The following is a 21,487-nucleotide window of genomic DNA, read 5'->3' as shown; positions in this document are numbered from 1 at the left end:
GCCGCTGCCGTGCCCCTCGCCGGGGCAACGCCGGCGCCACTGGCGCGGAAAGCAGCGACGCGCCCCCTTGCGGGCCGGCCGCCCGGCGGCTTCACTCCCGGCCAAGAGAGCTTCGGGAGACCCGATCATGCGCCTTGGCGCCGCCCTGCTTGCCGCCGCGCTGCTCGCGGCCCCCGGCCTTGCCCCGGCCCCTGCCGCCGCGCAGCAGCAGCGCCCCATGGTCTGGGGCGATTCCCTGGTCGGCACGCTCGACCCCCATGCGGTCTTCGACGTGCCCAGCCAGTTCATCCTGCTGAATGCCTATGACGGGCTCTATCGCTACCAGGGCACCGAGCTGGTCCCCTGGCTGGCCGAGAGGCACACCACCTCGCCGGATGGCCTGACCTGGGAATTCACCCTGAAGGAAGGCATCAAATTCCACGACGGCAGCGCCATGACCGCGGCCGACGTCGTCTACAGCTTCCACCGCCTGCTGGCGATGAACCGCGCCCCCGCCGCCGCCTTCGCCCCGGTGCTGAAGCCGGAGGGCGTGACCGCGCCGGACGCCCGCACCGTGCGCTTCGTGCTGACCACCGCCTATGCGCCCTTCCTTTCGGCGCTGCCGCTGGTCGCCATCGTCAACCAGAAGCTGGTCGAGGCGAATGTCGCGGCCGGCGACTGGGGCGCCGCCTGGCTGGCGGCCAACGACGCCGGCTCCGGCGCCTACATGGTCGATTCCACCACCTACCGCGCCCGCACCGCGCTCGACCTCAACCGCTTCCCCGACCACTTCCTCGGCTGGTCGCACAACCGCCGCCCGCTGGAGCAATCCCGCACCCGGCCGATCATGGAGACCAGCACCCGCGTGCTCGCCCTGCTGCGCGGCGAGATCGACGCCGGCGACAGCTACCTGCCGACCGACCAGGTGGAGCGCGTCGAGCGCAATGCCCGCACCCGGGTGCAGCGGGACGAGACCATGCGGGTCTTCACCATCCGCATGAACAATCGCAAGCCGCCTTTCGACAACATCGACGCGCGGCTCTGCTTCGCCCATGCCTTCAACTACGAGGGCTTCAACAACGTCATCCTGAAGGGCCTCGTCGCCCGCAACGCCGGGCCCAACCCGAACAACCTCTGGGGCAACCCGCCCGACCTCGCCCCCTATACCTATGATCTCGCCAAGGCCAAGGAGCATTGCGACCGCGCCCGTGCCGCCGGCGCGCCGCTGGGCCGCGAGATCGAGATCCATATCCAGTCCGAGCTCGAGCAGACCGTGCAGGCGGCGCAGATGTTCCAGGCCGACCTGCGCAAGGTCGGCGTCACCTTGAAGATCGTGCCGAATACCTGGGTCAACATCACCGCTTCCACCGGCCGGCCGGAAACGACGCCGGATACCTGGATCCACTGGGTCAGCAGCTACTTCATCGACCCGGAGAACTGGATCGGCCAGATGTACGACAGCCGCTTCCACGGCACCTGGAAGGCCAGCAGCTGGTACGCCAATCCGGAGGTCGACGCCCTGCTGACCAAGGCCCGCGGCAGCCTGGACCAGGCGGAGCGCACCCGGCTGTATCAGGAAGCCACCCGCATCGTGGTGCGGGAAAGCCCCGACATCTGGGTCTACAACACGGTCAACCTGCGCGGCATGTCGCGCCGGGTACAGGGCTACAACTTCTCCCCGGTCGGATCGGGTGGGGAGCTGCGGACCATCTGGCTCGAGAATTAGGTGGCCCGCTACATCCTGCGCCGGGTGCTGCTCGCGCTCCCGGCGCTCTTCGGCCTCATCATCCTCACCTTCGTCCTCACCCGGGTCATCCCCGGCGATCCGGCCGCGACGCTCGCCGGCGACGCGGCGACGCCGGCGCAACTGGCCGAAATCCGCGCCCGCTACGGCCTCGACCGCCCCATCCTCGAACAGGCCTTCGTGCATGTGCGGCAGGTGCTGACCGGCGACCTCGGCAGCTCCATCTTCTCCGGCCGCCCGGTGATGGAGGAGATCGTCTTCCGCCTGCCCGCGACGCTGGAGCTGACCTTCGCCGCGATGTTCCTCTCGATCGGCATCGGCATCCCGCTCGGCCTGCTGGCGGCGCTGAACCACAACGGGCCGATCGACCACCTCATCCGCGTGGTCAGCGTCGGCGGCCTGGCGGTCGCCTCCTTCTGGCTGGCCATCATGTTCCAGCTGCTGTTCGCGATGGAATGGGACGTGCTGCCGCTGCGCGGCCGCTCCGACCTCGCCTATGGCGCGCCGCCATTCCATACCGGCTTCTACCTGATCGACAGCCTATGGGCGGGGCAGGGGGCGCTCTTCCTCGACAGCCTCTGGCACCTGATCCTGCCGGCCATCACCCTCTGCCTGCCCGGTCTTGCCAGCATCGCCCGCTTCACCCGCTCCGGCGTGCTGGAGGCCCTGCAGAAGGACTACGTCCTCTATGCCCGCGCCGCCGGCTACGGCCGCTTCCGCCTCGCCGCCATCTATGTCCTGCGCAACGCCATCACCGTCACGGTGACGCAGATCGGGTTGCTGTTCGGTGCGCTGATCTCCGGCGCCGTGGCGGTGGAGGCAATCTTCGACTGGCCCGGCCTCGGCACCTATGCGGTACAGGCCATCCTTTCCGCCGACTACAAGGCGCTGCTCGCCGTCACCCTCGTCGTCGGCGTGGTCTATGCCGTCATCAACGTGCTGGTCGACGTGCTGCAGGCGCTGATCGACCCGCGCGTGGCGGAGGACATCCGGTGAGCGCGCTGCGCCGCATCCTGCGCGACCCGGTGGCGACACTGGGCCTGCTGCTGGTCCTTTTCGCCGCCCTGGTCGCCCTCTTCGCCCCCTGGCTGGCGCCCTATCCGGACGACGCCTTCGACAGCCACCTGCTGCAACGCCTGCAGCCACCCTCCGCCGAATTCCCCTTCGGCACCGACAACCTCGGCCGCGACATCCTTTCCCGCGTCATCCTCGGCACCCGCAGCGCCATCACCGTGGCGGTCTCGGTGGTCGGCGTCTCGATGCTGATCGGCGTCCCGGTCGGCCTCTGGGCCGGCTGGCGCGACGGCTGGGGGTCGGAGGCGCTGATGCGTGTCACCGATGTCTTCCTCGCCGTGCCGCAGCTCATCCTGGCGCTGGCCCTCGGCCAGCTCATGGCGCCCGGACTCTTCACCGCCATGGTGGCGCTCTCGCTGACCTACTGGCCCTTCTTCGCCCGCACCGTGCATGCCGAGACCCGCCGCCTCCGCACGTCCCTTTTCGTCGATGCCCTGGCCGGCATCGGCGCCAGCACGCCGCGCATCCTGCTGGCGCATGTGCTGCCGAATGCCGCGCCGGCCATCCTGGTGCGCGCCACCATCGGCATGGGCTTCACCATCCTCACCGCCGCGCTGCTCGGCTTTCTCGGCGTCGGCGCCGCGCCGCCTTCGCCGGACTGGGGCTTGGCCGTCTCCGAAGCCCGCCAGCACCTGCCCGAAGCCTGGTGGTTCCCGACCTTCCCCGGCCTCGCCATCCTGTTCCTGGTGCTCGGCTTCAACCTGCTCGGCGACGGCCTCCGCGATGCGGCCGATCCGCGCCTGCGGCGTAGCAGACATTGACCCCCGTCCTCTCCATCGAGAACCTCTCGGTCCACATCGGCCCCGCCCGCATCCTGCAGGACGTGAGCCTGCAGGTGCCCCGGGCCGGCACGCTCGGCATCGTTGGCGAAAGCGGCTGCGGCAAGTCGACGCTGCTGCGCGCCGTGCTCGGCATCCTCCCCGGCGGCGCCAGCATCCCCAAGGGCGCCATCCTCTTCGACGGCGAGGATATCCTGACCGACCGCGCCGCCACCGTGCGCGGCCGCATCGGCTATGTCCCGCAGGACCCCTATCTCTCGCTCAACCCCGTCTTCCGCGCCGGCGACCAGATCTTCGAGGTCATGCGCCGCCACGCCCGCGGCACGCACGTCGACCACAAGGCCAAGCTGATCGAGTTGCTGCGCGCCGTGCAGCTGCCCGACCCGGAAGCCGCGCTGCGCAAATACCCGCACCAGTTCAGCGGCGGCCAACGCCAGCGCCTGCTGATCGCCGCGGCGCTGGCCTGCGACCCCGCCCTGGTCGTGGCGGACGAGCCCACCACCGCGCTCGACGTCACCACGCAGCGGGAGATCCTCGGCCTGCTCCGCCAGCTCACCGTGGAGCGGGGCCTCTCCCTCCTCTTCGTCACCCACGACTTCGGCGTGCTGGCCGCCGTCTGCGACCGGGTCGCCGTGCTTTACGCCGGCCAGGTGGTGGAACACGGCCCGACCCGCGCCGTGCTCGACGACCCGCAGCACCCCTATGCCCGCATGCTGCTCGCCTGCCACCCGGACCGCGCCACCGACCTCGGCGGCATCCCCGGCACCGTGCCCGCCGCCACCACCCAGCCGCCCGGCTGCCGCTTCCACCCCCGCTGCCCCCTGGCGCGCCCCGCCTGCGCCGAGGCCCCGCCACCCATGCTGCCGCTCATGTCCCCTGGCGGCGCCGGCCGCAGCGTCGCCTGCCCCTACCATGCCGAGGCCTTCGCCGATGCCTGAGCTCATCGGCGCCTCCCGCCTCACCGTCGAGCTCGGCGCCCGCCAGGGCCTGTTCCGCCGCCGCGCCGGGGTGCGCGCGGTGGATGGCGTCGACCTCTCGGTCCAGGCCGGCGAGATCTTCGGCATCGTCGGCGAAAGCGGCTGCGGCAAGACCACGCTGGCCCGCACCCTGCTCGGCCTGCAGCGCGAATCCGCCGGCGAGATCCGCCTGGAAGGCCACGGCGTCTCCGGCCAGGCCCCGTCGCTCGCCCGCCAGGCCCGCGCATCGGTGCAGTACGTCCACCAGGACCCCGGCGCCGCGCTCGACCCCTGGTGGAGGGTCGGCGCGACCCTGGCCGAGGGCCTCTCGATCCACGGCATCACCGACCGCGCCGAGCAGCGCGCCCGCATCGCCGAGACGCTGACCGCGGTCGGCCTCGATGCCGCCTTCGGCGACCGCTACCCGCATGAGCTCTCCGGCGGCCAGCAGCGCCGCATCGGCCTCGCCCGCATCCTGCTGCTGCGGCCGAAGCTGGTGATCCTGGATGAGCCCACCGCCGGCCTCGACCTCTCGGTCCAGGCGGCGGTGCTGCGGCTGCTGCGGGACCTGCGCGGGCGCTTCGGCCTGACCTACCTCTTCATCAGCCACGATCTCTCCGTCGTGCGCCGGGTCTGCGACCGGGTGGCGGTGATGTACCTCGGCCGCATCGTCGAGCAGGGCAGCGCGGCCGAGCTCTTCGAGGCCCCGCGCCATCCCTATACCCGCGCCCTGCTCGCCGCCGCGCCGCGGCTCGATGGCGCCGCCGCCGGGCCCTCGCTGCCGGGCGACCCGCCCAGCCTTCGCGCCATTCCCAGCGGCTGCCGCTTCCACCCGCGCTGCGCCCTGGCCGATGCCCGCTGCGCGGCGCAGGATCCGCCGGTGACGGAGATCGCGCCCGGCCATACCGTCGCCTGCCACCATTGGGATAAGGCCGCCTGATGCTCTGCGATCCCGTCTCGCTCGAGATCATCCGAGGCGCCGCCCGCGCCGCCCAGGCAGAGATGGAGGCGCTGCTGGAACGCACCGCCATGTCCGCCTTCATCCGCGAGAAGAAGGATTTCTACACCGCCCTCTTCGATGCCTCCGGCGCCATGGCGGTCGGCTCCGACCTGCCGATCTTCGGCGACATCGTCGGCCCGGTCACCGCCCGCTATCCGCTGGAGACGATGCAGCCCGGCGACCTCTACTGGTACAACGACTGCTACGGCAGCCGCGGCGCCGTCTCCCATTCCAACGACCAGGTCTTCCTCGCTCCCATCTTCCTCGGCACCACCCGCGTCGGCTTCGTCATGGGCTGGGCGCATTTCTCCGATATCGGCGGCCTCCGCCCCGGCTCGCTCAGCCCCGATGCCACCGACCACTTCCAGGAAGGCATCATCATCCCCCCCGTCCGCCTGGTCCGCGGCGGCGAGACCAACGAGGACCTCCTTCGCGCCTTCTGGCGCAACAGCCGCTTCCCCGTGCAGTCCCAGGGCGATACCAGCGCGCTGATGGCCGCCGTCCGCCTCGGCGAGAAGCGGGTCGAGGAGATCGCCGCCCGCTTCGGCGCCGAGGTCCTGGCCGATGCCTTCGCCCAGCTCCTCTCCCGCACCGAGACGCTGATCCGCGCCAAGCTGCGCGCCGCCTTTCCGATCGGCACCACCCGCTTCGCCGATACCATCGATACCGACGGCCACGGCAACGGCCCCTTCACCCTCCGCCTCGCGCTCACCCGCACGCCGGACGACCGCTTCATCCTCGACGCCACCGAGACCGACGACCAGGCCATCGGTCCGGTGAACCTGCTGATGCACCCGGACGTGCCCGGCATGGCGCTCGGCCTCTACTTCCTCCAGGGCGAGGCCGGGCAGGTGCTCAACGCCGGCGGTCCCCGCGCCATCGACGAGGTGCGCTTGCGGGAAGGCTCCCTCCTCTGGCCCCACTCGCCGGCACCGCTCGGCCTGCGCGGCATCACCATGATGCGGCTGCTGGCCGCCCTGCACGGCCTCGTCGCCGTCGCCCGCCACGGCGAGGCGCCGGCCGCCCATTCCGCCTATGTCATCATGGCGCTGCGCGGCGAGCATGACGGCAAGCGTTTCCTGATGACCGATGGCGTCGCCGTCGGTTATGGCGCCCGGCCCTTCGCCGACGGCGTCGATGCCGTCTACTTCGTCGCCCAGGAAAACTACCCGGTCGAGTTCATGGAACTCGCCTATCCCGTGCGGCTGCTCGCCTATGGCATCCACCGCGACAGCGGCGGCGCCGGCCAGCATCGCGGCGGCTGCGGCGTGGTGCGTGAATACGAGGTGATGGCGGAGACCGCCCAGGTCGCCATCCGCATCGACAGCGTGGTGAACCCACCCTGGGGCGTCGCCGGCGGGATGTGCGGCGGCAGCGGCCGCGCCGTGGTCAACCCCGGCCGCGCCGACGAACGGGTGCTGCCGCCGCTCTCCGACGGCACGGTGCTGAAGCGCGGCGACGTGCTGCGGCTGGAGACCGGCGGCGGCGGCGGCTGGGGCCATCCCTTCGACCGGCCGGAGGACCTGGTCCGCGCCGATATCCTCGGCGGCTTCATCACCGCGGAGGCCGCCGCCCGCGACTATGGCGTGATCCTGGACGACCCCGCCGCCACCGCCCGCCGCCGCGCCGACCGTGCCCCCACGAAACTCTTTCACCGCCGGGGCTACGTCGATGAAGTCGCCTGACCTCCTCGTCGCCGTCGACATCGGCGGCACCTTCACCGACATCACCCTGCAGGATGCCGCGACCGGCGAGGCCTGGACCGCCAAGACCCCCTCCACCCCGCGCGACCCCTCGGAAGCCTTCCTCACCGGCGTCGGCTTGGCGCTTGCCGGCGCCGGCCGCGATGCGGCGGAGATCGGCCGCGTCCTGCACGGCACCACCGTCGCCACCAACCTGATCCTCGAGGGCAAGACCGCCCCCACCGCCCTGCTGACCACGAAGGGCTTCCGCCATGTGCTGGAGATCGGTCGCGCCGACCTGCCGCGCCGCGACAACCTCTGGTCCTGGCAGAAGCCCCGCCGCCCGGTCCCACCCGCCCAGGTCTATGAAATACCCGGCCGCATCGCCGCCGATGGCAGCGAGCTCACCCCGCTCGATGAGGCCGCCGTCACCGCCGCCGCCCAGGCCGCCGTCGCCGCGGGTGCACGTGCCATCGCCATCTGCTTCCTGCACAGCTTCGCCAACCCGTCCCACGAGCGCCGCACCCTGGCGCTGGTCCAGGCCGCCGCCCCCGGCATCGCCGTCACCGCCTCGGCCGACGTGCTGCCCGTGGTCCGCGAATACGAACGCAGCATGGCGACCGTGCTGAACGCCGCCGTCATGCCCGCCGTCTCCACCTATGTGGAGAAGCTCGAGGCCCGCCTCGCCGCCGGCGGCATCGCGGCGCCGCTGCTGCTGATGAAATCGAATGGCGGCGTCGCCGGCGCCCCCGCCATCCGCCGCGCCCCGGTGCAGACCGCGCTCTCCGGCCCCGCCGCCGGGGTGGTCGGCGCTGCGGCGCTGGCCGTGGCCGCCGGCGTGCCCGACATCATCACCGTCGACATCGGCGGCACCAGCGCTGACATCGCCCTCATCGCCGGCGGCAAGCCGGGCCTGACCCAATCCGGCAAGGTCGGCCCCTGGCCGCTGCCGCTGCCGATGGTCGACATGGTCACCATCGGCGCCGGTGGCGGCTCCATCGCGCGTGTTACTGGCGGCGCCCTGACCGTCGGCCCGCAGAGCGCCGGCGCCGACCCCGGCCCCGCCTGCTACGGCCGCGGCGGCGAGGAACCGACCGTCACCGACGCCCATCTCGTCCTCGGCCACCTGCCGCCCGCCCTGCTCGGTGGCCGCATGGCGCTGGACCCAGCCCTGGCCGAGGCCGCCATCCGCGCCCGGGTCGCAACGCCGCTCGGCCTCTCGCTGGAGGACGCCGCCCGCGGCATCCTGGCCATCGCCGACAACACCATGGTCGGCGCCATCCGCATCGTCTCGGTCGAGCGCGGCCACGACCCGCGCGCCTTCGCCCTCGTCCCCTTCGGTGGCGCCGGCCCGCTGCATGGCACTGCGCTGGCCACCCTGCTCGGCATGACCCGGGTGCTGGTGCCGCCGACGCCCGGCGTGCTTTGCGCCCAAGGTCTGCTCGCCGCCGACCTCAAGGCCGAGTTCAGCCGCACCGTCGCCCGCAAGCTGGCCGGCGCCGACCCGGCCGCGCTGGAGGCCGCCTTCGCCGCCCTCGCCGCCGAGGCCGAAGCCTGGTTCGCCCAGGAAGCCGTCGCCCCCGCCGACCGCGCCAGCCGCCGCGTCGCCTTGCTGCGCTACGAGGAACAGGGCTTCGAGCTGCCCATCCCCTGGCCCGCCACCGCCGAGGCCTTCGCCGCCGCGCACCGCGCCCTCTATGGCTTCGACCTGCCCGGCGTGCCGATCGAGATCGTGACTCTCCGCCTCGAGGCCTCCGGCCGCCTGCCGGCCCCCGCCATGCCGCGGCCCGGCGGCGGCGCCGCGGCCGAGGCCATCACCGGCCACCAGAGCATCCGCCTGCCGGGTGGCCCGCTGCGGGCGCCGATCCTGGACCGCGCCCGCCTCGGCCCCGGCGCCCAATTCGAGGGCCCGGCCATCCTGGTGCAATTGGACGCGACCACCCTGGTCCCGCCGGGCTGGCGCGGCACCGTCCATTCTACCGGCGCCATTCTGCTGGAGGCCGCTACGCTGGCCTGAACCGCGCCGCGGTCAAGGCATCGCCCGCCAGCGCCTCGGCCAGCTGCATCCGCGCCGCCTCGCTGCCGGCCAGTGCCACCACCCGGGTGAACCAGCCGCAGCGCCCGCGCACCCGGGCCTGGAACAGCCGGTCCAGCGCCGCCGCAGCCGGGCTCCGCCCATTGCAGCAGGTGCAGGCGACGGCGTGCGGCATGTCGGCATCGAAGCTTTCCAGAGCCATGGCGCCCGGTACCGACAGGGCAGGGGCCTCCGCCAGCACCGCGGTCTCCCCCCCGGCCAACGCCGCCGCCAGCCCGGCCGCATCCGCCACCACCAGCAGCGGTATCCGTGCATCCACCGTCCAGGCCATGTCCCACTCCTCGGTTGCGACTAGACATAAGGATATCTTTATGTGATAGCCACCCCATGGAAGACCTGCTGGCCCAGTTGCGTGCCGCCGCCGAGCCGACCCGGCTCCGCCTGCTCGCCCTCTGCGCGCGTGGCGCCTTCTGCGTGTCCGATCTCTGCGCCGTCCTCGGCCAGTCTCAGCCCCGCCTCTCCCGCCACCTGAAGCTGCTGGTCGAGGCCGGGCTGCTGGAGCGCCTGCCGGAAGGGGCCAATGCCTATTTCCAGGTACCCGGCGAGGCCAGCCTCGTTCACCAATTATTGGCCCGCCTGCCCGAGGATGACGTCCAGCTGGCGGCGGACCGCCGGCAGGCGGCGCGGCTCGCGGCGGAACGCGCCCGCATCGCCTCCGATGCCTTCCGCCGCCACGGCGCCGATTGGGACGAGATGCGCGCCCTGGAACTCCCGGCCGAAGCGATCGAGGCCGCCCTGCTGGCCGCCCTGCCGCCCCGCGCCGGCCGCATCCTCGATATCGGCACCGGCACCGGCCGGCTGCTGGAGGTCCTCGCGCCGCGGGCGGAGAGCCTGCTCGGCGTCGATGCCAGCCGGGACATGCTGGCGCTCGCCCGCGCCCGGCTGGCCGAACGCGGCCTCGGCGCCCATTGCGCCGTCCGCCAGGCCGACATGTACCGCCTGCCGCTGCCGGACGCCGGCTTCGACGTGGTCACCCTGCAGATGGTCCTGCACTACGCCGAGGACCCCGCCGCCGCCCTGGCCGAGGCCGCCCGCGTGCTGCGGCCCGATGGGCTGCTGCTGATCCTCGACCTCGCCCCGCACGACCGGGGCGAGCTGCTCGACCGCCACGCCCATCGCTGGCCCGGCTTCGACGATGCCGGGATCGCCGGCTGGCTCGGCCCTGCCGGCTGCGCCGCCCTTGCCCCCACCCTGATCCCCGGCCCGCTCGCCGTCCGCCTCTGGCCCGCCCGTCGGCTGGCCGTGCCGGTCGCCGCCGTGCCCGCCCTGACCTTCTAGGAAGCCCCACATGGCGCGTCCCCATATTCTCGATGCCCTGGCCGACCGCGTGCTGCTGTGTGACGGCGGCATGGGCAGCCGGGTGCAGGCCCTCACCCTCGATGTCGACAAGGATTATTGGGGCAAGGAGAACTGCACCGACGTCCTGAACCTGTCGCGCCCCGACATGGTGCGGGAGATTCACCGCGGCTATTTCGAGGCCGGCGCCGACATGGTGCTGACCAATACCTTCGGCGGCAGCCCGGTGACGCTCGGCGAGTTCGAGCTGACCGACCGCGCCTTCGAGATCAACAAGCTGGGCGGCGAGCTGGCGCGCGAAGCGGCCGAGTCCTTCGCCGACGACCGCCACCGCTGGGTGATCGGCGACATCGGCCCGGGGACGAAGCTGCCCAGCCTCGGCCACATCAAGTACGACGAGCTGCAGGCCGCGCTCGAGGAACAGTGCCGCGGCCTGATCGCCGGTGGCGTCGATGCCATCCTGACCGAGACCAACCAGGACACGCTATTCATCAAGGCCGCGGTGAATGCCGCCAAGGCCGCGATCAAGCAGACCGGCGTCAGGATCCCGATCTTCGTCCAGGTCACGGTCGAGACCACAGGCACGCTGCTGGTCGGCCCCGACATCGCCGCCGCCGCGACGGTGGTGCATTCCCTCGACGTGCCGCTCATCGGGCTCAACTGCGCGACCGGCCCGCAGGAGATGGCCGAGCACGTCCGCTGGCTCAGCCAGAACTGGCCCGGCAAGATCAGCGTCCAGCCCAACGCCGGCCTGCCCGAGCTGGTCGACGGCCAAACCCACTACCCGCTGGAAGCCGCCGAGATGGCGAGCTGGATGGAGCGCTTCGTCCTCGAAGACGGCGTGAATCTCATCGGCGGCTGCTGCGGCACCTCCACCCCGCATATCGCCGCGCTGGATGCGATGCTGCGCAAGCATGACGCCTGGCGCCCGGCACCGGTGCGCCGCAAGTACCACTGGATCCCCTCCGTCGCCTCGCTCTACGGCGCCGTCTCGCTGCGGCAGGAGAATGCCTATTTCTCCATCGGCGAGCGCTGCAACGCCAATGGCTCCAAGGTCTGGCGCGCCCGGCAGGAAGCGCATGACTGGGACGGCTGCGTCGCCATCGGCCGCGAGCAGGTCGGCGAGGGCTCCAACAGCCTCGACGTCTGCACCGCCTTCGTCGGCCGCAACGAGATGGAGGAGATGAACGAGGTCATCACCCGCTTCACCTCCTCGGTGAATGCGCCTCTGGTGATCGACAGCACCGAGACCCCGGTGATCGAGGCCGCGCTGAAACTGCATGGCGGCAAGCCCATCATCAACTCGATCAACTTCGAGGATGGCGAGCAGGCCGCGATCGACCGCCTGGTGCTGGCCAAGAAGTTCGGTGCCGCCGTCATCGCCCTCACCATCGACGAAGTGGGCATGGCAAAGACCGCGGAGGACAAGCTCCGCATCGCCCGCCGCCTCATCGAATTCGCCTGCGACAAGTACGGCCTGCCGCAGTCCGACCTGCTGATCGACCCGCTGACCTTCACCATCGCGACCGGCAACGAGGACGACCGCAAGCTCGGCCAATGGACGCTGGAGGGGATCAAGATGATCCGGGACGAGTTCCCGGACGTGCAGATCGTCCTCGGCCTGTCCAACATCAGCTTCGGCCTGAACCCCGCGGCGCGGCACGTGCTGAACAGCGTCTTCCTGGATCACGCCGTGAAGGCCGGCATGACCGGCGCCATCGTGCATGTCAGCAAGATCAAGCCGCTGCACCTGATCCCGGCCGAGGAAGTGCAGGTCGTGGAGGACCTGATCTTCGACCGCCGTCGTGAGGGCTACGACCCGCTGCAGAAGCTGCTGGAGATCTTCTCCGGCCGCAAGGCCGCCGACAGCGTCAAGAAGGTCCGCGCCGAGACGGTCGAGGGCCGGCTCAAGGACCGTATCGTCGACGGCGACCGCAAGGGCCTCGGCGAGGAGCTGCAGGCCGCGCTCGACCAGGGCAACACGCCCCTGTCGATCATCAACGACGTGCTGCTCGACGGCATGAAGGTGGTCGGCGAGCTCTTCGGCGCCGGCAAGATGCAGCTCCCCTTCGTCCTCCAGTCCGCGGAGACGATGAAGGCCGCCGTCGCCTACCTCGAGCCTTTCATGGAGAAGATCGAGGGCCAGGAGAAGGGTACCATCGTCCTCGCCACGGTGAAGGGCGACGTGCACGACATCGGCAAGAACCTGGTCGACATCATCCTCACCAACAACGGCTACCGCGTCGTCAACCTCGGCATCAAGGTGCCGCTGGCCGACATGGTCGCGGCGGTGAAGGAGCACCGCGCCCATGCCATCGGCATGTCCGGCCTGCTGGTGAAATCGACCGTGGTGATGCGCGAGAACCTCGAGGAGATGAAGCGCCAGGGGCTCGAGGTCCCGGTGCTGCTCGGCGGCGCCGCGCTGACCCGCAACTACGTCGAGGACGACTGCGTCCGCGCCTATGCCAGCGGCGAGCCGACCGGCCGCGTCGCCTATGCCCGGGATGCCTTCGACGGCCTCCACCTGATGGACAAGGTCACCGGCAACGGCTTCGACGACTACCTCGCCGCGGTGCAGTCGAAGCGCAAGGGCAAGTCGAAGAACGAGAGCCGGACGCTCGGCAGCGCCGACCCGCGCGGCTTCGCCCCGGTCGACGTCGCCTATGCCGAGGAACGCCGCCGCCGGCTGACCGACGAGCTGCCCACCCCGGTGCCGCCCTTCTGGGGCGCCCGGGTGATCGAATCCGCGCCCAAGGCCATCATCCCCTTCATCAACGAGCGCAGCCTCTACCAATTCCAGTGGGGCTTCCGGAAGCAGGGCCGCACGCTCGAGGACTTCCTCGGCTGGGCCAAGCAGGAACTCCGCCCGGTGCTGAAGCGCATGCTGGCGCTCGCCGAGGCCGACAACATCCTCAAGCCGCAGGCGATCTACGGCTACTGGAAATGCGCCGGCGTCGGCAACGACGTGGTGCTCTTCGAGGAGGACGGCGAGACCGAGGCCGGCCGCTTCACCCTGCCGCGCCAGCCGAAGCAGGACGGCGAGTGCATCGCCGACTTCATCCGCGACATCGGCGACGGGCCGGCCAAGCGCGACGTCATCGGCCTGCAGGTCGTCACCGTCGGCCAGAAGGCGAGCGACATCGCCCGGGTCTGGTTCGAGGAGAACCGCTACCAGGACTACCTCTACCTGCATGGCCTGTCGGTCGAGATGGCCGAGGCCATGGCCGAATACGTCCACAAGCGTATCCGCGCCGAACTCGGCTTCGCCGCCGAGGACGACCGCGACATGGACAAGATGCTGTCCCAGTCCTACCGCGGCGGCCGCTATTCCTTCGGCTACCCCGCCTGCCCGCGGCTGGAGGACCAGGTGCCGCTGCTCCGCCTGCTGGGGGCGGAACGGATCGGCGTTTCCATCTCCGATGAGTGGCAACTTCACCCGGAGCAATCCACCAGCGCGATCGTGCTGCACCACCCCAAGGCGAAATACTTCTCGGTCTAGCCTCCGTCCGGTTCCATCGCTCCCGTTCCTTTGAACGGGGGCGGGCGCCGCGATGTTCCCGCGGCGCGCCGATCCCGGTAAAACTAGGACGAGCAGGCCTGAAGCCTGGGGAGCGGCAGGTGCCCGACGATGCCCGCGGTGCGGCGCCCGATATCGAATCCATTCGCGCCTTCGCCGAGGCCTCGCCGGCGGCGATCGTCGTGCTGGCCGGCCCGGCGCATCGGCTGCTCTATGCCAATCCCGCCTTTCTCGCGGCCGCCGGCCGGGATGCCGGCTCCCTGCTGAGCCGCCCGGTGGCGGAAGCCTTCCCGGAACTGGCTGCCGGTGATCATCTCGCATCGGTCGAGGCCGTCCGCACCACCGGCCAGCCCAGCCAGGCCAGCGCCAGGCCCATTCCGCTTGGGGCGCCCGGCCGCTGCTTCGACGTGGAAATCTCCGCCCTGCGTGGCCGCGACGGCACCATCCAGGGCGTGCTGGTGCAGTTGCGCGACGTGACCGAGACCGCCACCCGGCTGCGCCGGGCCGAGGCCGCGGCGGCGGTGCTCGATACCATCTTCGAACACGCGCCGGTCGGCCTGGCCCTCGCGGCCAGCCCGGATAGCCCCGGCCCGGGCAAGCAGACCATCCGGGTCAGCCGGCATGGCATGGGCCTGGCGGGGCGGGAACCGGCGGAGGTCCTGGCCGGCCTCGGCTCGCAGCGCGCCTCCGGCTGGGAGATCTACCACCGCGACGGCATGACCCCGGCCCGGCCGGAGGAATTGCCGCTCAGCCGCGCCCTCAAGGCCGGCGAGGCGACCTCCCGCCAGCCCTGGATCCTGCGCGGCCGCGGCGGCACCGCGCGGCGGGTGCAATGCAGCGCCGCGCCGGTCAGGGACCGCAGCGGGCGAATCGCTGGCGGCATCCTCACCTGGGGCGATCCCTCCGAGCCGCCGATCCCGCCCGATGCCCGCTACCGCGCCCTGGTCGAGGCCGGGGCCCTGGCGGTCTGGACCGCGGCGGCCGATGGCGCCCTGGTCAGCATCGGCGGCTGGGCGACGCTCACCGGCCAATCCCCGATGGAGGTCGTCGGCTGGGGCTGGCTGGATGCGGTGCATCCCGAGGACCGGGCGATGGTGCGGGAAAGCTGGGCCCGCGCCGCCGCCACCGGCCGCCCCTATGAGGCCGAGTACCGGCTGCGCGGCCCGCGCGGCGAATGCCGCTGGACCGCGGCCCGGGCCGCGCCGCTGCGCGACGCCAGTGGCACCATCCGCGAATGGCTCGGCGTGAATACCGATATCGACGACCGCAAGCAGGCCGATCGCGCGCTCCGCGACAGCGAGGCGCGCTTCCGCATCCTGGCCGAGGCCATGCCCCACTTGGTCTGGCAGACCGATGCCACCGGGGAGCCGGACTACGTCAATTCCCGCTGGCAGGAGATCACCGGCCTCGACCTCGCCGGGCTGCGCGGCGGCGGCTGGCTGGCGACGATCCACCCGGAGGACCGGCCGGGCCTCGCCGCCGCCTGGGCCCGCGCCCGGAAGGCGGGCGGCGACTACGATGCCGATGCCCGCATCCGCCACCGCGACGGCAGCTTCCGCTGGTACCGGGTGAAGGCGGCGCCGGCGCTGGCGGCCAATGGCACCATCCGCCAATGGGTCGGCACCTGCACCGACGTGGAGGAACGCCACGCCGCGGAAGCCCAGCTCCGGGAGGCCCTGGCCGCCCGCGAGCGGCTGGCGCGGGAGGCCGACCACCGCATCAAGAACAGCCTGCAGCTGGTCGCCGCGCTGCTGCGGCTCCAGGCCGGCCGGGTGACGGAGCCCGCCGCGCGGGAGGCGCTGGAAGCGGCCACCGCCCGGGTGCAGGCGGTGGCGGAAGCGCATAAGGCGCTCCAGCTCAGCCCGGATTTCCGCAACATCCGCCTGTCCGACATGTTCCGCGAACTGGCCGCCGGCGCCGGCGCGCAGCATCCGGGGGCGGATATCCGCATCGAGGCGGCGGATGGCCTGACGCTCGACGCCGAAAGGGCGATCCCGCTGGCGCTGATCCTGTCGGAGCTGGTGACCCATGCGCTGCGCCAGGCGGAGCCCCCGGGCGCGGTTCAGCGCGGGGGGCCGGTTTACCTGCTTGCCCGGCTGGAGGCCGACGCGATGCTGGCCGAGGTCGCCGGCGCCGGGCTGCGGCCCGCCGCCGCCTCGAGCCTGAGCGAGACGGTGATCCGCGCCCTGGCCAAGCAGATCGGCGCGCAGCTCAGCGCCGAGACTGACCCCGATGGCGGCAGCCGCGTCATCCTGCGGCTGGCGCAGGACGCCGCGGTCTAGGCCCTAGTCGGCGCAGCCCTCGTCGCGCAGCAGCCGTTCCACCTGCGCCAGCGGCACGTCGCCGGCGGTGAAGGCCTCGCCCGGGCCGCGCAGCAGCACGAAGCGCAGGCCCCCGTCGCGCACCTTCTTGTCCTTGCGCATCCGCCCGATCAGCGCCTCGGTCGAGAAGCCGCCCGGGCGGATCGGGGCCAGGTCGCCGATCCGCGCCGGCATGCCGCAGGCCTGCAGATGGGCGATCACCCGCCCCGGCAGCTCCTGGCTGCAATGGCCGAGCCGGGCCGAGAGGCTGGCCGCCAGCCCGAGGCCGATCCCCACCGCCTCGCCATGCAGCAGGCTGCCGTCGTAGCCGCATTCGGCTTCCAGCGCATGGCCGAAGGTATGGCCGAGGTTGAGCAGGGCGCGGCCGCCCTCGGCGCTTTCCTCCCGCTCGTCCCCCGCGACCACGGCGGCCTTCAGCTTGCAGCTTTCCAGCACGGCATGGACCAGGGCCGGGCCGTCGCCGCCGACCAGCGCCGGGCCATGCGCCTCGCACCAGTGCCAGAAGGCCTCGCCCGAGAGCAGCCCGTGCTTGGCCACCTCGGCATAGCCGGCGCGCAGCTCGCGCGGTGCCAGGGTCCGCAGGGTGCCGGTATCGGCCAGCACGATGCGCGGCTGGTGAAAGGCGCCGACCAGGTTCTTACCCAGCGCCAGGTTCACCCCGGTCTTGCCGCCGACCGAGCTGTCCACCTGGGCCAGCAGGCTGGTCGGCAGCTGCACGAAGGGCAGGCCGCGCAGTGCCACGGCAGCGGCGAATCCGGCGAGGTCGCCGACTACGCCGCCGCCCAGCGCCAGCACCGCCGTCTGCCGGTTGGCCCCGGCCGCCAGCATCTGCTCCAGCACCGATTGCAGCGTGGGGAAGCCCTTGCTGGCCTCGCCCGGCGTCACGGTGATCTCGGCGGCGATGGCGAAGCCGGCCTCGGCGAGCCCGTCCCGCAAGGTCGGCAGGTGCAGCGGCGCCACCGTCTCGTCGGTCACGATCACGGCACGCCGCGCCGGCAGGACGGGGGCCAGCAGCGCCCCGGCCCGGGCCAGCAGGCCCTCGCCGACCAGGATCTCGTAGCTGCGCTCGCCGAGCGTCACCGGCAGCCGGGCCGGGGGCGTCCAGCCATCCAGCGCCTCCAGCACGCGGCGGGTGGTGGTCTCGGGACTCTCGTCGGAACAGGCGATCACGATATCGGCCTCGGCATAAAGGGGGTGACGCGCCGCCATCAGCCGCTCCAGCACCTCGGCCGGATCGGCGTTGAGGAACATCGGCCGGTGCTCCCGCCCGGCGACGCGCTTCACCAGCGTCGCCATGCGGCATTGCAGCCAGACCGAGACGGCGCCGGAGGCGCGGATGGCGGCCCGGGTGCGGGCATCGGCGAAGGCCCCGCCGCCGGTCGCCAGCACGATCGGCGGCCCGGCCAGCAGCCGGGCGATCACCCGCCGCTCGCCGTCGCGGAAATGCGCCTCGCCGTAGCGGGCGAAGATATCGGTGATGGGCAGCCCGGCCGCCGCCTCGATCTCGGTATCGGCATCGAGGAAGGGCAGGCCGAGCCGCAACGCCATCCGGCGGCCGATGGAGGTCTTGCCCGCCCCCGGCATGCCGACCAGCACGATGCCCCGCCTGGCATGGCGCGGCAGCGGGCGGATGTGTTCGACCGGCCCCGGCCAGGGGGCCAGGTCGGGGTGCGGGGATGCCTCGGGTTGCGGACCCGGTGGGGGAAGGGCGCTGATGGTGTTGCGTGACACGATGCCCAAGGCTAGCACACCGCGGCCCCTATGCGATGGGGCCGGCTTCATTCCGCAAGCCGTGTATTTGAGTTCGATGTTTAGGAGCCTCAGCCGCATGTTCCGCCGCCCCATCCTGCTCCTGGCCGCGATCCTGATTGCCCTGGTCGCGGTGGGGCTGCTGGCGGTGGGCGCCTTCCCCCCGTCGGTGGACCCGACGCCGGTCGAACGCGTGCTGCCGAACGACCGCTTCCAGACCCGCTGACGCCCCCGACCGGTTGATCCCGGCGTGGCCGGCCATCTGCGGGAAGCCTTCCTGGAAATGCTGGCGGCCGAGCGTGGCGCCGCCCGCAATACCCTCGATGCCTATCGCACCGACCTCGAGGATTTCGCCGGCTTCTGCGCCCGCCGCGGCCTGGCCGAGGCTGCGGTCGGGCCGGAGCCGCTGCGCGACTATCTCCGCTCCCTCGCCGACCTCGGCCTCAAGCCCCGCACCGCGGCGCGGCGGCTCTCGACCCTGCGGCAATTCTTCCGCTTCCTCGCCCGCGACGGCATCCGCCCGGATGACCCGACGGAATTGCTGGAAGGGCCGCGGCCGACCCCGGCGCTGCCCAAGCCGATCACCGAGGACGAGGTCACCGCGCTGCTCGCCGGCGCCGCCAGCCTGCCGAAGCGGCGCGGCCCGCTGGCCGTCGCCGCCATCGAATTGCTCTATGGCGCCGGCCTCCGCGCCAGCGAGCTGGTGACCCTGCCGGCCGCCGCCCTGCGGGAGGACCAGCCGATGATCAGCGTCCGCGGCAAGGGCGGCAAGGAAAGGCTGGTGCCGATCTCGGCCGGGGCCCGGGCGGCGGCCAAGGCGGCGCGGGATGCGGATGAGCGCGCCGTCGCCGCCTCCCCGCGCGGGCTGCGCTGGCTGTTTCCCTCGCGGGGGGCGGCCGGGCACATGACGCGCCAGGGACTCGGCCTGCTGCTGAAGGAGGCGGCGGATGCCGCCGGCATCCCGGCCGAGCGGGTCAGTCCGCATGTCCTGCGGCATTCCTTCGCCAGCCACCTGCTGGCCCGCGGCGCCGACCTGCGCAGCCTGCAGATCCTGCTCGGCCATGCCGATATCGCCACCACCCAGATCTATACCCAGGTGATGGAGGAAAGGCTGCGCGCCCTGGTTGAAGCGCATCACCCCTTGGCCGACAGCCCGGACTGACCGGATCGCCCGCGTCCCCCGATGGCTGTCGGAACATTTCCGGCATTATGCCAATGCCGCGGCGAAATCTCCTGTATATGATTCGTTCCCTCGGGGCCCGACGGGTATGCGACCCGCTGTCCAGATACTGGTCGCCATTGCCCCGGGCATCCTGCCGCTGGGCGCGCCTCGAGGAGCCGCCGTGCCTGTCCTGAGCTCACTGGCCAGCCGCCTGGCCGATGACGATGCCGCCCAAGGCATGCCCTTCGGCACCCCGCTGGATTCGATCGAGACCATCCGCGCCGCCTATGACCGGGATGGCTTCGCCGTGGTGCCCCGCCTGGCGGATGCCGCGACGGTCACCGCCCTGCGGGAGACCTACGACCGGCTCTTCGAGAGCCGGGCCGGCTGGGGCCGTGGCGACTTCTTCGACATGCTGGCCGACGAGGGCGCGGGCGCCCCGCAGCAGATGAGCCTGCCGCAGCTCGCCTGGCCCTCGCGCTATGCGCCCGAACTGGCCGCCTCGCCGATTCGCCAGGCGGCCCAGGACATCGGCCGCGCCCTGCTGGGGCCGACGGCGGAGCTGGTCTGGGAATTCGCCATCATGAAGCCGCCGGGGATCGGCGCGCCCACGCCCTGGCACCAGGACGAGGCCTCCTTCACCCTCGGCACGCCCTATCGCACCGCGGTCTCGGTCTGGATCCCGCTGCAGGACACCGACGAGGCCAATGGCTGCATGCTCTACGTGCCGGGCAGCCAGCGCGAGCCGCTGCTCCGGCATGCCAGCGTGGACGGCATCGGCCGGGCCCATGCGCTGCATGCGGTCGGCGTTGATCCGTCGCGCGCCGTGCCGGTGCCGCTGCGGGCGGGCGACGCCGTGCTGCACCACTCGCGCACCCTGCATGCCGCCGGCCCCAACCGCTCGGCGGTGCCGCGCCGGGCGCTCACCCTGGAATTCGCGGTGAAGTCCCAGGCCGACATGGTGCGGCGCGACTTCGCCTGGAACCAGGGCAAGCGCATCGCGCATGAGGCGCGCGCCGCCCGCGCCACGCCGCTGGTCCAGCGGCTGCGGCGGGGGCTGCGGCACGGGATGATCCGGCTCGGCCTGCGCTGAGGGCGCGGGCGGCCGCTTTCCGCCGCCCCGCTTTTCCGCTAACCCGCGCGGCATGCGCCACTTCCTGGACTTCGAAAAACCGATCGCCGAGCTCGAGGGCAAGATCGAGGAGCTGCGGCGGACCTCGGATGCCGGCGGCATCGACGTGGCCGAGGAGGTCGCCAAGATGCGCGACAAGGCCCAGGCCCTGCTGCGCACCACCTACGGCAAGCTGACGCCCTGGCAGAAGACCCTGGTCGCCCGCCACCCGGACCGGCCCAAGTGCCTCGACTACATCGCCGCGCTGATCGAGGAATGGACCCCGCTCGCCGGCGACCGCGCCTTCGCCGACGATGCCGCGGTGGTCGGCGGCCTCGGCCGCTTCCGCGGCCGCGCCGTCGCGGTGCTGGGGACCGAGAAGGGCGCGGATACCGAGAGCCGCGTCATCCACAACTTCGGCATGGCCCGGCCGGAGGGCTACCGCAAGGCCCGCCGCATCATCGAGCTGGCCAGCCGCTTCAACCTGCCGATCCTCAGCTTCGTCGATACCGCCGGCGCCTTTCCGGGGATCGAGGCCGAGGCGCGCGGCCAGGCCGAGGCCATCGCCCGCTCGATCGAGGCCTGCCTCGACGCGCCGGTGCCCTTCGTCGCCACCATCATCGGCGAGGGCGGCTCGGGCGGCGCCATCGCCCTCGCCGCCGCCGACCGCATCCTGATGCTGGAGCACAGCATCTACTCGGTCATCAGCCCGGAAGGCTGCGCCAGCATCCTGTGGCGCGATGCCGCCCAGGCCTCGACCGCGGCCGAGGCGCTGAAGCTGACCGCCGAGGACCTCCGCCGGCTGAACATCGTCGATGCCGTGGTGCCGGAGCCGATGGGCGGGGCGCACCGCGATACCGCGGCGACGCTGACGGCGGTCGGCGACAAGGTCTGGGGGCTGCTGGAGCCGCTGCTGGCGCTCGACGGCGCCACGCTCCGCGCCCGGCGGCGGGAGAAGTTCCTCGAGATGGGGCGGAACAGCGTGGTCTGACCGCCGTGTCCGACCAGTGCATGAACCCCGC

At 72.1% G+C, this 21,487-nt stretch carries 16 protein-coding genes; 14 read left to right on the top strand and 2 right to left on the bottom strand.

What is annotated here, in order from left to right; genetic code table 11:
- The first annotated feature begins 127 nt into the window (after positions 1-127).
- From AC0IW9_RS15410 to AC0IW9_RS15380, 7 genes are read left to right on the top strand one after another with little or no spacing between them, the layout of a single operon-like run.
- Positions 128-1,705 carry an ABC transporter substrate-binding protein gene (locus AC0IW9_RS15410; protein WP_471649157.1) on the top strand — a complete coding sequence of 526 codons (1,578 nt, stop codon included), beginning with the start codon at positions 128-130 and terminating at the stop codon, positions 1,703-1,705.
- A complete protein-coding gene (locus AC0IW9_RS15405) occupies positions 1,706-2,719 on the top strand; it encodes an ABC transporter permease (protein ID WP_471649156.1) in 1,014 nt (337 codons plus the stop codon).
- Positions 2,716-3,558, top strand: a complete 843-nt coding sequence (locus tag AC0IW9_RS15400; RefSeq protein WP_471649155.1) for an ABC transporter permease — start codon at positions 2,716-2,718, stop codon at positions 3,556-3,558. Before AC0IW9_RS15405 ends, AC0IW9_RS15400 begins: the two co-directional genes overlap by 4 nt.
- Positions 3,555-4,514 (top strand): ABC transporter ATP-binding protein, encoded by a 960-nt coding sequence (locus AC0IW9_RS15395; RefSeq protein WP_471649154.1) that lies wholly within the window; start codon positions 3,555-3,557, stop codon positions 4,512-4,514. The genes AC0IW9_RS15400 and AC0IW9_RS15395 overlap by 4 nt, the downstream gene beginning before the upstream one ends.
- The gene (locus AC0IW9_RS15390) at positions 4,507-5,472 is read left to right on the top strand and encodes an oligopeptide/dipeptide ABC transporter ATP-binding protein (RefSeq protein WP_471649153.1); all 966 of its coding nucleotides are present in this window, start codon (positions 4,507-4,509) and stop codon (positions 5,470-5,472) included. Before AC0IW9_RS15395 ends, AC0IW9_RS15390 begins: the two co-directional genes overlap by 8 nt.
- The gene (locus AC0IW9_RS15385) at positions 5,472-7,217 is read left to right on the top strand and encodes a hydantoinase B/oxoprolinase family protein (protein ID WP_471649152.1); all 1,746 of its coding nucleotides are present in this window, start codon (positions 5,472-5,474) and stop codon (positions 7,215-7,217) included. The genes AC0IW9_RS15390 and AC0IW9_RS15385 overlap by 1 nt, the downstream gene beginning before the upstream one ends.
- Positions 7,204-9,231: a hydantoinase/oxoprolinase family protein gene (locus tag AC0IW9_RS15380; RefSeq protein WP_471649151.1), complete on the top strand. Its 2,028-nt coding sequence runs from the start codon at positions 7,204-7,206 to the stop codon at positions 9,229-9,231. The genes AC0IW9_RS15385 and AC0IW9_RS15380 overlap by 14 nt, the downstream gene beginning before the upstream one ends.
- On the opposite strand, the gene AC0IW9_RS15375 is transcribed toward AC0IW9_RS15380, so the two are convergent.
- Entirely contained in the window at positions 9,218-9,580 is a 363-nt protein-coding gene (locus tag AC0IW9_RS15375; protein ID WP_471649150.1) for a hypothetical protein, read from the bottom strand. The two genes, AC0IW9_RS15380 and AC0IW9_RS15375, sit on opposite strands and share 14 nt — an antisense overlap.
- A 56-nt stretch (positions 9,581-9,636) precedes the next feature.
- Between AC0IW9_RS15375 and AC0IW9_RS15370 the strand changes: the two genes are divergently transcribed.
- The 3 genes from AC0IW9_RS15370 (at position 9,637) to AC0IW9_RS15360 (ending at position 16,404) form a co-directional block, all read left to right on the top strand.
- On the top strand, positions 9,637-10,587 hold the full coding sequence (locus AC0IW9_RS15370; protein ID WP_471649149.1) for an ArsR/SmtB family transcription factor: 951 nt from the start codon (positions 9,637-9,639) through the stop codon (positions 10,585-10,587).
- A 10-nt stretch (positions 10,588-10,597) separates the two neighbouring features.
- Entirely contained in the window at positions 10,598-14,104 is a 3,507-nt protein-coding gene (metH, locus tag AC0IW9_RS15365; RefSeq protein ID WP_471649148.1) for a methionine synthase, read from the top strand.
- 119 nt (positions 14,105-14,223) lie between these two features.
- A complete protein-coding gene (locus AC0IW9_RS15360; RefSeq protein WP_471649147.1) occupies positions 14,224-16,404 on the top strand; it encodes a PAS domain S-box protein in 2,181 nt (726 codons plus the stop codon).
- Positions 16,405-16,407: 3 nt separating this feature from the next.
- Here the strand turns inward: AC0IW9_RS15360 and aroB are convergent, their stop codons facing one another.
- Positions 16,408-18,174, bottom strand: a complete 1,767-nt coding sequence (gene aroB, locus AC0IW9_RS15355; protein ID WP_471649146.1) for a 3-dehydroquinate synthase — start codon at positions 18,172-18,174, stop codon at positions 16,408-16,410.
- 97 nt (positions 18,175-18,271) lie between these two features.
- Between aroB and AC0IW9_RS15350 the strand changes: the two genes are divergently transcribed.
- From AC0IW9_RS15350 to AC0IW9_RS15335, 4 genes are all read left to right on the top strand, one after another.
- Positions 18,272-18,418, top strand: a complete 147-nt coding sequence (locus AC0IW9_RS15350) for a hypothetical protein (protein ID WP_471649145.1) — start codon at positions 18,272-18,274, stop codon at positions 18,416-18,418.
- 24 nt (positions 18,419-18,442) lie between these two features.
- Positions 18,443-19,354 carry a tyrosine recombinase gene (locus tag AC0IW9_RS15345; protein WP_471649144.1) on the top strand — a complete coding sequence of 304 codons (912 nt, stop codon included), beginning with the start codon at positions 18,443-18,445 and terminating at the stop codon, positions 19,352-19,354.
- A 181-nt stretch (positions 19,355-19,535) separates the two neighbouring features.
- A complete protein-coding gene (locus tag AC0IW9_RS15340; protein ID WP_471649143.1) occupies positions 19,536-20,447 on the top strand; it encodes a phytanoyl-CoA dioxygenase family protein in 912 nt (303 codons plus the stop codon).
- A 52-nt stretch (positions 20,448-20,499) separates the two neighbouring features.
- A complete protein-coding gene (locus AC0IW9_RS15335) occupies positions 20,500-21,456 on the top strand; it encodes an acetyl-CoA carboxylase carboxyltransferase subunit alpha (protein WP_471649142.1) in 957 nt (318 codons plus the stop codon).
- Positions 21,457-21,487: the final 31 nt, after the last annotated feature.

Source organism: Belnapia sp. AC561 (genome assembly GCF_979252845.1).
This window is presented reverse-complemented; position numbering and strand designations above follow the sequence as displayed.

Bases quoted from the DNA above. Each gene is read 5' to 3' on its own strand.
- AC0IW9_RS15410 (WP_471649157.1), top strand. From the start codon at position 128: ATGCGCCTTGGCGCCGCCCTGCTTGCCGCCGCGCTGCTCGCGGCCCCC.
- AC0IW9_RS15390 (WP_471649153.1), top strand. From the start codon at position 4,507: ATGCCTGAGCTCATCGGCGCCTCCCGCCTCACCGTCGAGCTCGGCGCC.
- AC0IW9_RS15385 (WP_471649152.1), top strand. From the start codon at position 5,472: ATGCTCTGCGATCCCGTCTCGCTCGAGATCATCCGAGGCGCCGCCCGC.
- AC0IW9_RS15380 (WP_471649151.1), top strand. From the start codon at position 7,204: ATGAAGTCGCCTGACCTCCTCGTCGCCGTCGACATCGGCGGCACCTTC.
- AC0IW9_RS15375 (WP_471649150.1), bottom strand. From the start codon at position 9,580: ATGGCCTGGACGGTGGATGCACGGATACCGCTGCTGGTGGTGGCGGAT.
- AC0IW9_RS15370 (WP_471649149.1), top strand. From the start codon at position 9,637: ATGGAAGACCTGCTGGCCCAGTTGCGTGCCGCCGCCGAGCCGACCCGG.
- metH (WP_471649148.1), top strand. From the start codon at position 10,598: ATGGCGCGTCCCCATATTCTCGATGCCCTGGCCGACCGCGTGCTGCTG.
- AC0IW9_RS15350 (WP_471649145.1), top strand. From the start codon at position 18,272: ATGTTCCGCCGCCCCATCCTGCTCCTGGCCGCGATCCTGATTGCCCTG.
- AC0IW9_RS15335 (WP_471649142.1), top strand. From the start codon at position 20,500: ATGCGCCACTTCCTGGACTTCGAAAAACCGATCGCCGAGCTCGAGGGC.